The sequence below is a fragment of the Corynebacterium yonathiae genome, assembly GCF_027570195.1.
In the GTDB taxonomy this organism is placed as follows: domain Bacteria; phylum Actinomycetota; class Actinomycetes; order Mycobacteriales; family Mycobacteriaceae; genus Corynebacterium; species Corynebacterium yonathiae.
The window spans coordinates 1-12702 of the sequence record NZ_JAKMUZ010000023.1; the positions used below are offsets into that span (position 1 = coordinate 1).

Consider the following 12702-nt stretch of genomic DNA (forward strand, 5'->3'; position numbering starts at 1 on the left):
ACTAGTTGTTGGCAACTGATTTCTCAGTCCAACTAATGGGGAGCAGTTCATGATAGTGGGTGCGGGGCGGGTTTCTTTTCAGGAAAAAATGAGTAGAATATAAGAAACCTGCCCATTCTGTTTATCTCCTGTGAGGAGCTCCACTGACGATGCGCCGCCGCTCTCTGCGTCTCGGAATTACAACGCTCCTGTCTGCCACCTTATTGGGCGGCGCTACGCCGGCTGTGGCCTATGAGCTGCAGCGTGACTCCGCGTCCGCATTGCGGATTACCTTGGATTCGGGAGAAAAACTAGAGCAGGACAACGCAGCAACGGCTATCTTGGCTATTGCTATCCAGCGCAAGGAAGCGTTGGTGGCAGACGGAATTTTGTCGCAGGATAAAGCGGACGCAGCTTTTGATTACTACTTTGGCAAAGCTCGGCTCAATACTGCACGCACCGATGGCAATGTCTATTCCACACCGCTCGATTTCCCGTGGGAGCCAGAAGAGCGCACCCAATTCCTAGACGATAAGAAGTACACCGAAGCCGCCGTACTTGATTATCTCGATATACTGGGTGCCAACTATGCCCAGGCGGTAATTCGCGCTGAGTTGGGTGAGTTCACCAAGGAACTGCCCCAGGCCACCACCGAGAATGCGGCACCTTCTCCGCGTGCGACGCTGCCGTCCATCGGGGGCACCGGTTCCGCCTTCCCGGATGAGTTTCCGGCTTATGCGGCGGCCCTGCGCGATATTGTCACCATCACCAAGCAGGTCAATGCCCCTTTGGAACAGGCCGCTGCGACCCACCGTGGCGCAGGCGCCGTACCCGTCGATACCACGTCTGAGGAACACTCCGGGCTCTCCGCCTTCGAAGGTGGGCTTTTGGCCACCGGCATTGCGGCGTTGGCAAGTGCTGCCGGATTCGGATGGTCCGCCCTCGACTGGTCCGAGATCCTTTCTCAGCTCGGGCAGATCTTTTCCTAAACGCTTTAGCTCGTGCGCTAACTTAGAGTAACCGGAACGACGCTAAACCTGTTGGACTAGCCGATCCCGTAAATGCATGTTGCTGCTTTCCTATATAAACAGAGCCAAAATATTCGCCATTTGGGCGCGCGTGCAGGCTGGTCAACTGCAATTTCTCCGTGGCATAGGGGCTCGTGCGACGGCGTACCCATGAGCCAAGATGAATGCGTATCGCATCCGAATAACGCGCGGAATTAAGGTGGGCTAGCGGGCGATAGCCGGCGGCTACCTCCAGTGCGAAGACCACCCAGTCTTGGATGCGGTGTTGGGTGGCGACTTCCGCGGACGTCGGCAAGCGGCCGTAGCGCACACGGTGGGGTGCAATGAAGAGTTTGAGGTGCGAGTAGCCAGGGATGGGCTCGTACATGATGAGGAAGTGGTGCTCCTGAATAAGGACAGGAGGCGGACGCGTGATAATTGTCTCATGCCCGTCCCGCTGCCGCCATTTCTGAGGGTTTCCTGATAGGGGTGGGCGCGAATGCGCGCGCGGTTCGCTATACTCTCGGGGAGTTAAAGAGATTCGTAACCAAAGGATTTAAAGTACATGCGTGGTCTAATCGTTGACTATGTCGGCGTCCTTGACGGCACCGAAGAAGACAATCGCCGTTGGAAGGCGTTGCTGGCCGCCGCTAAGGCAAATGGTGCGGCAACCGCCATCCTTTCCAATGACCCAGGCGGTCCAGGCGCGGAGCACATTCGCGAGTGGGAGTACCGCGGAAACGTAGATGCAGTGGTTCTTTCCGGCGAGGTTGGGGCAGAAAAGCCCGAGGTTGCTGCTTTCCAGGCAGCTGCAGATGCCCTTGAGCTTCCACTCAATGATTGCGTCATGGTTGATGATTCTATTCTCAACGTCCGCGCCGCCGTGGAATCCGGCATGGTGGGCTTCTTGTACACCAGCTTTGACCGCGTTTCCGTAGAAATCCAGGCAGTCTTCGATATTGAAGGTGAATTTTAGTGGCTAAAGCCCGTGTTTATATCCCCGCGACCTACGCCATGCTGGCGGAGCTGGAAGAAACCGGCTCGCTTTCTGCACGCTCAGGTTGGGGTTTCATGGTCACCCCCGCGCTACGGGACTTTTATACCGAGGGCGATGAAGAAGAAATTGCCTACTCAGCCTTCCTTGAGGCATCTATGGCCTCTATGCGCCTTCTAGCCATCGGTGATGAAGAGAAGTTTCCGCACCGCCGCGTGGTCGTCTCGGTAGACTTGGATGATTCCGTCATCACCCCGCGCCCGGATATGGGTGAGCCGGTGGTAGAGCTCCAGCCGGCGCAATTTAGCAAAGAGGATTTGGCGGCCATACACGTGGATATTGCGGAGTCTGAGGAGACCACCGCGAAGGCCATCGAGGCCATTGACACTGCAGACCTTGGCGATGAGGACGCGGAGCTGGCAGTGGGCGATGCGCTAGATAAGTTTATGGCCTTTTATCACCCCAGCGAGCTGCCTTTCCTCGTAGAATTGCTCTAATACTCAAGGAGAAAACATGACTCAGCGTTTCCAGAACCTTGCGACAGCCGCCGTTACCGCTGGCGCAGCCCTCATTGCCGCGCCGGCCGCACTGGCAGCCGATACCACCCCGGCCGCTGACGCCGCTGCCGATGTCGTGCCCACCACCCCGTGGCTCGCGCTGCTAGAGACCTCGTCCCAGGGCACCTGGGGCCAGATCCTCGATGTGGTCTTTGCCATCGTGGACGGCATCTTGGGGATTATGGCCGATACCGGCTTCCACCTTTAACTTTCCCAGTCCACGTTGGTGCGCAGGGCCTCGAGGAGACCGCGCACCGCATCGCGCCGCCGCGCACTGGCGGTATCCGGGGGAATAAGCGCAGGATCATCCAGCCCGCACTCTGGGTCCGCAGGCGGGCCCATGTGCGTACAACCGCGGGGGCAGTCCTCGATAGCGGCCGCAAGATCTTCAAAGACACCGAGCACGTCATTAGCATCCACGTGCGCGAGGCCGAAGGAACGTATGCCGGGGGTATCGATAATCCAGCCGCCGGCGAACCCATCATCGGTGGGGAGGGGAAGCGCTACCGATTGGGTGGAGGTATGCCGGCCTTTACCGACGCCCGATACTTCCCCCGTCTCCCTATCCGCATCCGGAACCAGGCGGTTGACCAGGGTGGATTTTCCTACACCGGAGTGGCCGATCAGCGCGGTGACGTGGCCATCGATGTGCTGGTGTACTGCCTCGAGGCCATCTTCGACGCCGGCTTCTACCACCGTGACATCCAAGTCGGCGAACTCGGCTGCAAACGGTTCGGGATCTGTGAGATCAGTCTTGGTAAGGCACAGGATCGGGTGGACATTGCCCACGAAGGCGGCGATGAGGGCGCGCTCGACAAATCCGGAACGCGGTGGTGGGTCAGCCACGGCAGTGACGATAAGCATCTGGTCCGCATTCGCCACCACGATGCGTTCATAGGGGTCGGTGTCATCGGCCGTGCGTCGAAGGACGGAGGTGCGCTCTTCTAGCTTCACGATGCGCGCTAGGGTGTCTTTCTTGCCGGAAGTATCGCCCACAACGCCAACGCGGTCTCCTACTTCGATGGCGGTGCGGCCGAGCTCGCGGGCGCGCATGGCGATGACCCGTGGGCCGTTATCTAGCGCGACACCCCAGCGTCCGCGGTCTTTAGTAATGACCATGCCGAACTTGGCATTTTTGTGCTTGGGGCGGTCCTTGGTGCGCGGCCGTGATCCCTTGCCGGGGCGCACGCGCACATCGGATTCATCAAAGGAACCGAAACGCCTAGCCATTGCTCTCCTGTTGTTCGGGGTCCACCATCGTCTCCCACATGCGGTCGAAGCCGGGCAGAGTTTTCGCAGTGGTTGAAATATCTTCGATCTCTATGCCCGCCACTTTCAGGCCGATAATCGCGCCCGCGGTGGCCATTCGGTGATCCGCGTAGCAGGGCCACTCGCCACCGTGGAGAGGGGCGGGGTCGATGCGCAGGCCGTCGGAAAGTTCGGTGACCTTACCTCCCAGGGCGTTGATATTAGTCGCCAGTGCCTTGAGACGGTCGGTCTCGTGACCACGCAGGTGGGCAATGCCGGTGAGCGTAGAGGGGGTTTCCGCTAAGGCACACAGGGCCGCGACGGTAGGGGTGAGCTCGCCGATATCACCCATGTTGCGCTCTATGCCCTGCAGCGCTCCGCCCTTGGCGCCCTTTGCGGTGACAAAGCCCGGCTCCTGGGTAACCATGACGCCCATATCCACCAAGATATGGCGAATAGCGTCGCCCGGCTGCGTGGTAGTGGCGGGCCAGCGCTTGATGGTCACACGGCCGCCGGTAACGGCAGCTGCCGCGAGGAAGGGCGTCGCATTGGACAAGTCCGGCTCGATTGCCCATTCCCGGCCGGCAATCGGGCCGGGGTGCACGGTCCACGTATTCTCATCGGAGTCCACCCGCACGCCTGCTTGGCGCAGCATACCCACGGTCATTTCTACGTGTGGCATGGAGGGGAGGGGACCACCTTCGTGGGTGACGGTAATGCCCTTTTTAAAGCGTGCACCGGCCAGCAGTAGTCCGGAGACGAATTGCGAGGACCCAGAGGCGTTGATAGTAACCTCCCCGCCTTCTGGCACACCGTGCGAGCGCACATTAAACGGCAGGCTCTCGCCCTTTACTTCGACGCCCAGCTGGCGCAGTGCATCGAGGGTGGTGGACATGGGCCGGGCGTAGGCCTGCTGATCGCCGTCGACAAGCACGGCGCCATCAGCCAAGGCCGCAACCGGCGGGATAAAGCGCATCACCGTGCCTGCTAGGCCGCACTCTACCGTTGCGCCCTTGAGCGGGCCTGGGGTGACGTGGATGTCCTCGCCGTCGTGCTCGAAGCGCACGCCCATAGACTCCAACGCCTTTTCCATCAACTGCGAATCCCGCGAGACTAGCGGCGCGCGCAGGGTAGAGGGGCCATCGGCCAACGCGGCCAGAATGAAGGCGCGGTTGGTAATAGACTTCGAGCCCGGCACGTGCTGGGCCCACGTAATGGGGCCTGCCGCTTGCGGGGCGGACCATGGTTGAGACATATCGTCCATAATAGAGGGCATGTGCGGAAGATTCGTTCTTTTTACCGAGTCCCTCCTTGATGAGGTGGGAGAGCTGCCCGGAGTCACCGAGGTACATGCCCCGCAAGGCACCCCAGGGCCCCGCTACAATATTGCGCCCACGCAGCCGGTGGCCATCGTGCGCGTGCGCGAAAGCCTGGCTCAAGTCGATCCTGCGCGGTGGGCGCTATTGCCGCACTGGAAGAAAGATCTCGATGGCCCGCCGCTTTTTAACGCACGTGCGGAGACCGTCGCTTCCAAGCCTTCTTTCCGGCATGCCTTTAAGGGGCAGCGCTGCCTCATCCCGATGAACGGTTACTACGAGTGGTGCCAAGAAGAGGGCGGCAAACAGCCCTACTTCGTCCGCGCGCAGGAAGGATTGCTGCGGGCGGCAGGCCTCTGGGACACCGGCCTGGACCGCTTGTCCGCCACGATTGTCACCACCGCAGCCACCGCAGAAATGGAGTGGTTGCACCACCGCCTGCCGCGCTTTTTGGCGGCCGAGGAAATGCGTACCTGGCTAGAGGGCAGTCCCGAGGAGGCCGCCGAGCTGCTCTTGCCGACGCCCCTGCGGGGCTTCCACACCCACCCCGCTGACAAGGCTGTGGGCAATGTATCCAACGACTATCCAGAGCTACTCGGCGAGTAGATCGGCAAAGCTGGCTTGGCACAGCTCTGCGAGGTCCTCCGCATTGAGCTCGATGTCTAACCCGCGACGTCCGCCGGAAATGAATACGGTATCGAAAAGCACAGCGGTTTCCTCGATGACTGTAGGCAACGGAGTCTTTTGACCCAGTGGGGAAATGCCGCCGGGAATATATCCGGATGACTTAGAGGCGTCGTGTGGATTCGCCATGGTGGCCTTGGGCACGCCGTGGGCGGCCGCGGCCTTCTTCAAACTCAAGTGGTGGGTGGTAGGGATGACGCACACCGCTAGCTTGCGCTTTGGTCCCTTGCCCGCCGTTAAATCGATGACCAGTGTTTTGAGCACGCGCTCCGGCTCTACGTCCAAGGCTGCGGCGGCGTGATCGCCGAAGTGATCCTTTCCCGCCTCAAACGTGTAGACGTGGTGGTCAATGCTGTAATCTTCCACGATTTTGAGCGCTGGGGTGGCTGTGTGCGGGGACTTTTTAGGCATGACTGGGATTCTAACGCTAGGCGTTAGTATGGAAATTGTGGCTAAACAAACAATCAGCGAAAAGGAGCTGCAGCGTCGCTTCGAAGCGGAAGCGCTGCCCCTGCTAGACCAGCTCTATGGAGGTGCGCTGCGCATGACGCGCAATCCCCAAGATGCTGAGGATCTGGTGCAGGAGACCTACCTTAAGGCCTATAAGTCCTTCCGGTCCTTCAAACAGGGCACGAACCTCAAGGCATGGCTTTATCGCATCATGACCAATAACTACATCAACTCTTACCGTAAGGCGAAGCGCCGGCCAACGGAGTCCTCGGCTGATGACCTGAGCGATTTTCAGCTTTATACAACTGCCGGCCACGACTCGACCGGCTTGGAATCCGCCGAGGTAGCCGCGCTCAAGGACATGCCGAACACCACCATTTCAGAGGCCATGAATGACCTGCCTGATGACTACCGCATGGTGGTGTACTACGCGGATGTAGAAGGTTTGGCGTATAAAGAAATTGCAGAAATCATGGACACTCCGCTGGGCACTGTAATGTCCCGGTTGCACCGGGGAAGAAAATTGCTCCGAAAAGCGTTGAAGGACGTGGCACGAGAACAAGGCATTGGATTAGAACACCCAGACATGGAGGAGAAGTAATGGACCACGCAACGGAACACAACTGTGGTGCGTGTAGCTCCCCAGAGGTACAGGCCCTCCTGTGCGAGCTTCTCGATGAATCCATCACCTATGCCCGCGCACTCGCCATCCGCGAGCACATCGCCCAGTGCGATTTCTGCCAAAAACGCCTCGAGAGCGAGGAAATTATCCGCTCGCTGGTGCGCAATTGCTGCAATGGTCAGGCCAAGGCGCCGCAGGCACTGCGTCGCCGCATTTCGGTAGAAATCACCCGTATCGAAACGGCGTGGTAGGCACTGTTGCTCACCCGCTGTGGTGGGGTCTGGTCTCATGATCTTCCAACTTTTTGCTTGAGTCCATACTGATCGGGCCGAATTGAGACCCCAATGTGTTCAATTCGGCCCGATCACATTGGACTTAAGGCACGGAGAGGTCAAGCGGGGAGCTAGGAGAGGACATCGATTTGCGTCTGACATAGCAAAAGCCCGGTTCTACGGTCGAAGTGACCGAGGGGAACCGGGCTTTGAGTAATGCTGTGCGTTATGCGCCAGGACGCTTGCCGTGATTAGCGGACTTCTTGCGGCGATCCTTGCGCTTACGACCACGCTTGCTCATTGCGCACTCCTTCGTTGAGGGTATCTGAACTTTATTCAACTCTAGCGGCTAAGGGCGCCGAAACGAAAATTGGGGCCCGATTATTAAGCGGAAACGCGAGCGCGGCCACGGCCGCGGTTGCGGCGGCGCTTGAGGGCACGGCGCTCCTCTTCAGATAGGCCACCCCAGACGCCGGCGTCCAGGCCGGACTCCAGTGCCCACTTCAGGCAGGAAGAGGCAACAGGGCAGCGGTTGCAAACCAACTTGGCCTTAGCGATTTGGGTAAGTGCAGGACCAGAATTGCCTACTGGAAAGAACAGCTCAGGGTCTTCGTCGCGGCAAACAGCTTCGTGGCGCCAATCCATGATTGATATCTCCTAACAAAAATTCGACAGCAGTAAGCACAAGCGCTTTTCATAAAAATGAAAAGCAACCAATGCCTTGGGTGGGTGGTTGTGTGAACTGGTCTGCGCGCAGTGGGGCCCGGTCTCGAGGTCGGGCCAGCGTCGCCGCCGCCAATGGTTCACATTGTGGTTACTCGAAGTTTCCTTCAAGTTAAGGAGAGCTTTACGCCCTCTTTCTTTTTGCTACCCCAGAATCATGACATGTTTACTCAGGCTCCGCTAGGGGTAGAGGCAAAAATGTGGGCAACCTCACGTGAATGAAACTGATGAGGGGGTCATTTTGATGAGTTATTTAGTTGAAAGAAGGCTGTGAGAAACTCGCTGAACTGGCGCGTTGTCCAAAAAGTCTCGAGTGTGGTTCCTGTAGAAGCGTCAAATCTAACCGGCTAACCCCTGCCCCCGCACAACCTGAGTGGCGCACAAGGAAATGGCTCTGGCTGGTGAGTAGACTGTGGTTTTGTGTCTAAGCAGAAGAAAAAGCAGGTAAACAATAGGCAAAGTGCTACCTCCGCGCAGCCAACGCGAGGCGACAATGCGCAGCCGGGGGCACCGCAGCCAGTCCTCGTGGCTGCAGGGCTCGCAGTGGTTCAGTCCATCGCCGTCATCTGCTTCGGTATTTTTCTTATCGTGCGCGAGCTGACCGGTGCGGAAAATGGTTCGATGGTCTCGGATTCCGGATCTGAAAGCTTTGTGGGGCTGGGTACCGCGCTGTTTATCTTTATCGTCTTTGGTTTCGTCATCGTCGGTGCCTGGGCCATGGTTAAGGGAAAGCGCTGGGGCAGGGGAGCCATTATTTTGGTGGAACTTATCTTGGCGGCTAGTTCCTTCCAAATGTTTAGTGGTGGCTCGCCGCTTCTTGGTGCGGTGACGTTGTTGAGTGCCGCCGTAGTCATCTTCTTGCTCATGTTCGTGCGAGCCTCCACTGAGTGGGCGGCAGCAAATTTCTAAAGTTTCTTCCACACAAAGAGGGCCGCGCCTTCCTGGAAAACCAGGAAGGCGCGGCCCTCTTCGCGTGAGGCGGGACGCTAATCGGCGCTGAGACCTACCACCTCATCGCCGCGGCTTTCCACAATGGTGTCACCAGCCAAGGTCAGGTAGACAGGGCCATGGTAGCTGCCGCGGTCGACCGGAATGGTGCGCAGCGTCTTGGCGGTGGACCAATCCATGACGGCAATGCCTTCTTGGGTAGGCACTAGCATGTGATCAGCAACTGCGACGGGGGTGCCGATGGCGTCTTCCACCACGTGATCTACCGCAAGGTCGCTCGGCTTGAAGAGGTAAAGGCGGGAGCCATCAAACCAGGTCATATGGTGCGGCAAATCCGCCGTTGCCGGCGCGAATGGAGAGGCACCGGAGTCTATAACCGGAGAAGGCTGGGCCGAAAAAGTGTGGAGCTTTTCGCCCTTTTCGCTATAAGACTCGATAGTGGGGTGTGGTCCTGGCCGGTATATGGCGGCGGCCTTTTGTCCCACGGCAATAAGGCGGGCGCCGTCAGCGTCTATGTCAACGTCAGCGGAAATATCGGGTTCGCGGGAATCATCGGGGGTGGTGTCTTGGAAGCGCAACCACGTGGTATTCGGCCTATCGGGGCAGGACTCGGTTAGTGCCAAATTCTCGGTGCGGGTCAGGGCGGAGCTTAGAGTGCAGTCCTCATGCGGTTGTTTTTCCGGTTCCTGTTTCGCCTGCACGTCACCGTATTCCACGGTGCGCACTAAGTCAGAGCGCCACAGATCGATGCGCTCGGTGGAAACCGTCCCTACCCTGTCATTGGAGGAGATGGGCACTACCTTGTCCGAATTCACAGCACTACGGGTGCTGTCATATTCGCCGGTTGCAGCATCGATAGCCACGGTATCCCCGCAGCCCACGCCAGTTTTATACGATGCCACGATCTTGCCCCATGCAGTAGATAGTGAACATAGATCGGCATCCGTGCGCTCATAGGTCCATGCTACGGATCCATCCGGATTAGTAGCGGTAAGTGTGTGATCTGCGTGTGTGATGGTTAGGCCGTGGGCCGATACCGCCCTGTGCTGGCCAGGTACTGCTTCGTTGGGGAGGGCGAAGGACTCGTGGAGCTTATCGGGGACGTCGGAAAGCACAGGTGCATCCTTGTCTCCCGGAACGGCCGCCTGGCTCAAATGTGCCTGATTGATATTGGCGGTGATGGCCGCCCCACCGACCGCGATGGCACAGACTACGGCAATGATGCCGGTGGCCTTCCAATCGGCGGGCGTGGAACGCAAAATAGGAGCCTTAGTCATCGGCGTCCTCCTCGCCGGCGTCGAGAGCTACCGCGGCGTGCGGTGGTACGGGTAGGGGATTTCTCACGGACTGGAACCTGGCCTATGACCTTGGTTTCTGGGCCGACGGTCTCCTCTACATCCGCGGGGATGTCTAGGGCCTGAGCTAGCTCTGGTGAGGTAGAAAACCACTGTGGCGGGTCCGGCTCGCCTAGATCTAGCTCGTCGCTGATGACCTGCCATTTTCCTAGTTCATCGTAGCCCACCAAGGTGATGGCGGTGCCGGTATGTCCGGCGCGGCCGGTGCGGCCAATACGGTGAACAAAGGTCATTGGATCATCGGGCACCTGATAATTGATGACGTGGGTGACATCATCGACGTCGATGCCGCGGGCGGCAATATCGGTAGCCACTAAGATGTCTACCTGGCCGGAGCGAAAAGCGTGGAGAGACTTCTCGCGTGATTTCTGTCCCAAATCGCCGTGGACTGAGCCCACGTGGAAGCCGCGCCGGGCAAGATCCTCGGCCAGTTGGGCGGCCGCACGCTTGGTGCGGGCGAAGATAATGGTGCGCCCACGGCCGGTTGCCTGCAAAGCATGCGCGACGACGGCAACTTTATCCATTCGGTGGGCTTGAAAAGTGACCTTGCGCGTGGAGGAATGGGTAAAATCCTGCTCGCCGGATTCGGCGCGGATATGAATGGGCTTATTCATGAAGCGGCGGGCAAGCGTCAAAATCGCGCCCGGCATCGTCGCGGAAAAGAGCATGGTTTGGTGCGCATTGCCATTGAGAGCCTTAAGTATGGCTTCGACCGAGGGCAAGAAGCCCAGATCCAGCATCTCGTCGGCCTCATCGAGAACCAAGATGGCCACGCGGTCTAGCTGCAGATTGCCGCGCTCATGAAGATCGATCAGGCGGCCCGGTGTACCGATGATGACATCGGCGCCCTTATTGAGTTTTTTGATCTGCTCCTCGTAGGGGCGGCCGCCGTAGATGGAGGCGAGGCGCACCGGCAGATGGGCGGCGGCTACGTGCAGGTCTTCGGTTACCTGCTGCGCAAGCTCGCGGGTCGGGACCACTACGAGGGCGCGCGGGGTGCCATCGAGTTCTTCGATATCAGCATCATCATAGACGCGGTCCAAAAGCGGCACGCCAAAGCCGTAGGTCTTTCCCATGCCGGTGCGCGCTTGGCCAATCAAGTCCTGACCGGATAGCGCAATGGGCAGGGTTAATTCCTGAATTGCAAAAGTACGCGTGATGCCACGAGTGGCGAGGCCATCGCAGATTTCGGCTGCAACGCCGAGTTCCGCGAAGCTCGGTGGCTGGGATTTTATGTCAGACACACCTTGATAGTAGCCGGGATGGTTATAGTGGGGCCATTGACAATAAAACTCTAGTTAGAGGAGGAATCTTCATGGATATCAAGTTTGGCTTCGCAGATACCGCTCGCGAGCTGGTTATTAGCGCTGCAGGTGACCAGGCTGAGCTGACACAGAAGATCAATAGTGCCTTGGCGGATAACTCCACCCTGGAGCTCGAAGACGATAAGGGCCGCAAGTACCTCGTGCGTACTGACCGCGTGGTCTACGTTGAGGTGGGAATTGCGAAGAAGCATGCAGTGGGATTTGCTGGCGCCTAAGGCGAGCACACCGGACTGCTGATTCAGCTTTTTAAATCTTAACGGGTAACCTAAGGCCCCATGGAAAATAGGGAGACTCGCCACGCTCACCGGAGCCCGAGCCATGCGCCGGACCGCCAGAATGCGGTGGTCCGGTTTGCGCGTCAATACGGCTGGTGGCGCGTGGTGGCAATCCCCCTCATGATCGCTTTGACCATTTGGTTCATTGTCGATATTGCTACAGGGGCTTCTTCTGAAGAAAAGGCGGAAAACACTACCGCAGCTGCGCCGACGAGCACAGAAAAGGTTGGCCCTGATCCTGCCGATGCAGCAGCGGTAAAGCGGGAAATTACCGAAATGCCACCCGGCGGCTCGTTTACCAAGCAAGGTAAAGGAACGTTCCGCGAGGTGGGCAAGCCCGGTGCCGTAGCCGGCAAGGGCGGCGAGCAGAAGGTGCGCTATTCCATCGAGGTGGAAGAGGGCATCAATACGGCACCGTATGGTGGCGATGATTCCTTTGCCGCCATGGTAGAGGCCACCTTGTCTGACCCGCGCGGCTGGACCGCACATAAGGATTTCGAGTTCGAGCACGTGGCTTCTGATGCGGATCCAGATACCCGCATCCAGCTCACTTCGCTCGGCACCGCCGCGGAGCGGTGTGGTGAGAAGATCGAAACCGAAACCTCCTGCCATACCACTATTACTGGCGAGTCCACCACGATTATCAATGAGGCCCGCTGGGTGCGCGGTGCTACGCCTTTCGAAGGGGATATGGGCAATTATCGCCAGTACGTAATCAACCACGAGCTGGGGCACGCCATTGGCTACGCGGCCCACCAGCCGTGTGGCGGCCAAGGCAAGCTGGCGCCGGTCATGATGCAGCAGACCTTGGATCTCAATAACAGGAAATTGCATGAACGCAAGCCCAGCGAGGTCTATCCTGATGAGGATGTGACCTGTGCGCCTAACCCGTGGCCTTATCCCAGCCCGGATAATAAGGATCCCCACCAACCTGAATAGGAGTCAAG

The 12702-nt window shown here is 58.6% G+C and carries 18 protein-coding genes; 10 read left to right on the plus strand and 8 right to left on the minus strand.

Annotation, left to right across the window (positions count from 1 at the left end; translation table 11 throughout):
• Nucleotides 1-149: 149 nt before the first annotated feature.
• Nucleotides 150-968 (plus strand): hypothetical protein, encoded by an 819-nt coding sequence (locus L8V22_RS10510; protein WP_238802093.1) that lies wholly within the window; start codon nucleotides 150-152, stop codon nucleotides 966-968.
• Between the two features lie 22 nt (nucleotides 969-990).
• Here L8V22_RS10510 and L8V22_RS10515 read toward each other — a convergent pair whose 3' ends face one another.
• Nucleotides 991-1374 (minus strand): hypothetical protein, encoded by a 384-nt coding sequence (locus L8V22_RS10515; RefSeq protein WP_238802092.1) that lies wholly within the window; start codon nucleotides 1372-1374, stop codon nucleotides 991-993.
• Between the two features lie 177 nt (nucleotides 1375-1551).
• Here L8V22_RS10515 and L8V22_RS10520 point away from each other — a divergent pair, with 177 nt between their 5' ends.
• From L8V22_RS10520 to L8V22_RS10530, 3 genes are read left to right on the plus strand one after another with little or no spacing between them, the layout of a single operon-like run.
• Nucleotides 1552-1962: an HAD-IA family hydrolase gene (locus L8V22_RS10520; protein WP_204609910.1), complete on the plus strand. Its 411-nt coding sequence runs from the start codon at nucleotides 1552-1554 to the stop codon at nucleotides 1960-1962.
• Nucleotides 1962-2477 carry a DUF6912 family protein gene (locus L8V22_RS10525; protein WP_420840004.1) on the plus strand — a complete coding sequence of 172 codons (516 nt, stop codon included), beginning with the start codon at nucleotides 1962-1964 and terminating at the stop codon, nucleotides 2475-2477. Before L8V22_RS10520 ends, L8V22_RS10525 begins: the two co-directional genes overlap by 1 nt.
• Before the next feature lie 16 nt (nucleotides 2478-2493).
• Nucleotides 2494-2745 carry a hypothetical protein gene (locus L8V22_RS10530; RefSeq protein WP_238802091.1) on the plus strand — a complete coding sequence of 84 codons (252 nt, stop codon included), beginning with the start codon at nucleotides 2494-2496 and terminating at the stop codon, nucleotides 2743-2745.
• Here the strand turns inward: L8V22_RS10530 and rsgA are convergent.
• Nucleotides 2742-3767: a ribosome small subunit-dependent GTPase A gene (rsgA, locus tag L8V22_RS10535; protein ID WP_238802090.1), complete on the minus strand. Its 1026-nt coding sequence runs from the start codon at nucleotides 3765-3767 to the stop codon at nucleotides 2742-2744. The genes L8V22_RS10530 and rsgA overlap by 4 nt on opposite strands.
• The gene (gene aroA, locus L8V22_RS10540) at nucleotides 3760-5061 is read right to left on the minus strand and encodes a 3-phosphoshikimate 1-carboxyvinyltransferase (RefSeq protein WP_238802089.1); all 1302 of its coding nucleotides are present in this window, start codon (nucleotides 5059-5061) and stop codon (nucleotides 3760-3762) included. The genes rsgA and aroA overlap by 8 nt, the downstream gene beginning before the upstream one ends.
• Between aroA and L8V22_RS10545 the strand changes: the two genes are divergently transcribed.
• Complete coding sequence (locus tag L8V22_RS10545; RefSeq protein ID WP_269966497.1) at nucleotides 5060-5707, plus strand: SOS response-associated peptidase; 648 nt, start codon at nucleotides 5060-5062, stop codon at nucleotides 5705-5707. The two genes, aroA and L8V22_RS10545, sit on opposite strands and share 2 nt — an antisense overlap.
• On the opposite strand, the gene ybaK is transcribed toward L8V22_RS10545, so the two are convergent.
• Nucleotides 5693-6196, minus strand: a complete 504-nt coding sequence (gene ybaK / locus L8V22_RS10550) for a Cys-tRNA(Pro) deacylase (RefSeq protein WP_238802087.1) — start codon at nucleotides 6194-6196, stop codon at nucleotides 5693-5695. The two genes, L8V22_RS10545 and ybaK, sit on opposite strands and share 15 nt — an antisense overlap.
• Before the next feature lie 28 nt (nucleotides 6197-6224).
• Between ybaK and L8V22_RS10555 the strand changes: the two genes are divergently transcribed.
• Together L8V22_RS10555 and L8V22_RS10560 are read left to right on the plus strand one after the other, a co-directional pair.
• A complete protein-coding gene (locus L8V22_RS10555; RefSeq protein ID WP_238802096.1) occupies nucleotides 6225-6836 on the plus strand; it encodes a sigma-70 family RNA polymerase sigma factor in 612 nt (203 codons plus the stop codon).
• On the plus strand, nucleotides 6836-7108 hold the full coding sequence (locus L8V22_RS10560; protein WP_238802086.1) for an anti-sigma factor: 273 nt from the start codon (nucleotides 6836-6838) through the stop codon (nucleotides 7106-7108). The genes L8V22_RS10555 and L8V22_RS10560 overlap by 1 nt, the downstream gene beginning before the upstream one ends.
• 247 nt (nucleotides 7109-7355) lie before the next feature.
• Here the strand turns inward: L8V22_RS10560 and L8V22_RS11705 are convergent, their stop codons facing one another.
• Together L8V22_RS11705 and L8V22_RS10565 are read right to left on the minus strand one after the other, a co-directional pair.
• Nucleotides 7356-7430, minus strand: a complete 75-nt coding sequence (locus tag L8V22_RS11705; protein ID WP_100067784.1) for a 50S ribosomal protein bL37 — start codon at nucleotides 7428-7430, stop codon at nucleotides 7356-7358.
• A gap of 83 nt (nucleotides 7431-7513) precedes the next feature.
• Entirely contained in the window at nucleotides 7514-7774 is a 261-nt protein-coding gene (locus L8V22_RS10565) for a WhiB family transcriptional regulator (protein ID WP_005322377.1), read from the minus strand.
• A gap of 498 nt (nucleotides 7775-8272) precedes the next feature.
• Here L8V22_RS10565 and L8V22_RS10570 point away from each other — a divergent pair, with 498 nt between their 5' ends.
• Nucleotides 8273-8761: a hypothetical protein gene (locus tag L8V22_RS10570; RefSeq protein ID WP_238802085.1), complete on the plus strand. Its 489-nt coding sequence runs from the start codon at nucleotides 8273-8275 to the stop codon at nucleotides 8759-8761.
• A 77-nt stretch (nucleotides 8762-8838) separates the two neighbouring features.
• Here the strand turns inward: L8V22_RS10570 and L8V22_RS10575 are convergent, their stop codons facing one another.
• Together L8V22_RS10575 and L8V22_RS10580 are read right to left on the minus strand one after the other, a co-directional pair.
• The gene (locus tag L8V22_RS10575) at nucleotides 8839-10077 is read right to left on the minus strand and encodes an Rv3212 family protein (RefSeq protein ID WP_238802084.1); all 1239 of its coding nucleotides are present in this window, start codon (nucleotides 10075-10077) and stop codon (nucleotides 8839-8841) included.
• On the minus strand, nucleotides 10074-11399 hold the full coding sequence (locus L8V22_RS10580) for a DEAD/DEAH box helicase (RefSeq protein ID WP_238802083.1): 1326 nt from the start codon (nucleotides 11397-11399) through the stop codon (nucleotides 10074-10076). Before L8V22_RS10580 ends, L8V22_RS10575 begins: the two co-directional genes overlap by 4 nt.
• Nucleotides 11400-11470: 71 nt before the next feature.
• On the opposite strand from L8V22_RS10580, the gene L8V22_RS10585 reads away from it, so the two are divergent.
• Together L8V22_RS10585 and L8V22_RS10590 are read left to right on the plus strand one after the other, a co-directional pair.
• Nucleotides 11471-11695: a DUF3107 domain-containing protein gene (locus tag L8V22_RS10585; RefSeq protein ID WP_005322370.1), complete on the plus strand. Its 225-nt coding sequence runs from the start codon at nucleotides 11471-11473 to the stop codon at nucleotides 11693-11695.
• A 60-nt stretch (nucleotides 11696-11755) separates the two neighbouring features.
• Complete coding sequence (locus L8V22_RS10590) at nucleotides 11756-12694, plus strand: DUF3152 domain-containing protein (protein ID WP_238802082.1); 939 nt, start codon at nucleotides 11756-11758, stop codon at nucleotides 12692-12694.
• Nucleotides 12695-12702 lie beyond the last annotated feature (8 nt).

What these genes read in the sequence shown, in the direction of transcription:
- L8V22_RS10510 (WP_238802093.1), top strand. Translation starts at nt 150, where the DNA reads ATGCGCCGCCGCTCTCTGCGTCTCGGAATTACAACGCTCCTGTCTGCC.
- aroA (WP_238802089.1), bottom strand. Translation starts at nt 5,061, where the DNA reads ATGCCCTCTATTATGGACGATATGTCTCAACCATGGTCCGCCCCGCAA.
- L8V22_RS10515 (WP_238802092.1), bottom strand. Translation starts at nt 1,374, where the DNA reads ATGTACGAGCCCATCCCTGGCTACTCGCACCTCAAACTCTTCATTGCA.
- L8V22_RS10530 (WP_238802091.1), top strand. Translation starts at nt 2,494, where the DNA reads ATGACTCAGCGTTTCCAGAACCTTGCGACAGCCGCCGTTACCGCTGGC.
- L8V22_RS10520 (WP_204609910.1), top strand. Translation starts at nt 1,552, where the DNA reads ATGCGTGGTCTAATCGTTGACTATGTCGGCGTCCTTGACGGCACCGAA.
- rsgA (WP_238802090.1), bottom strand. Translation starts at nt 3,767, where the DNA reads ATGGCTAGGCGTTTCGGTTCCTTTGATGAATCCGATGTGCGCGTGCGC.
- L8V22_RS10545 (WP_269966497.1), top strand. Translation starts at nt 5,060, where the DNA reads ATGTGCGGAAGATTCGTTCTTTTTACCGAGTCCCTCCTTGATGAGGTG.
- L8V22_RS10560 (WP_238802086.1), top strand. Translation starts at nt 6,836, where the DNA reads ATGGACCACGCAACGGAACACAACTGTGGTGCGTGTAGCTCCCCAGAG.
- L8V22_RS10590 (WP_238802082.1), top strand. Translation starts at nt 11,756, where the DNA reads ATGGAAAATAGGGAGACTCGCCACGCTCACCGGAGCCCGAGCCATGCG.
- L8V22_RS10555 (WP_238802096.1), top strand. Translation starts at nt 6,225, where the DNA reads ATGGAAATTGTGGCTAAACAAACAATCAGCGAAAAGGAGCTGCAGCGT.
- L8V22_RS10565 (WP_005322377.1), bottom strand. Translation starts at nt 7,774, where the DNA reads ATGGATTGGCGCCACGAAGCTGTTTGCCGCGACGAAGACCCTGAGCTG.
- L8V22_RS10575 (WP_238802084.1), bottom strand. Translation starts at nt 10,077, where the DNA reads ATGACTAAGGCTCCTATTTTGCGTTCCACGCCCGCCGATTGGAAGGCC.
- ybaK (WP_238802087.1), bottom strand. Translation starts at nt 6,196, where the DNA reads ATGCCTAAAAAGTCCCCGCACACAGCCACCCCAGCGCTCAAAATCGTG.
- L8V22_RS10585 (WP_005322370.1), top strand. Translation starts at nt 11,471, where the DNA reads ATGGATATCAAGTTTGGCTTCGCAGATACCGCTCGCGAGCTGGTTATT.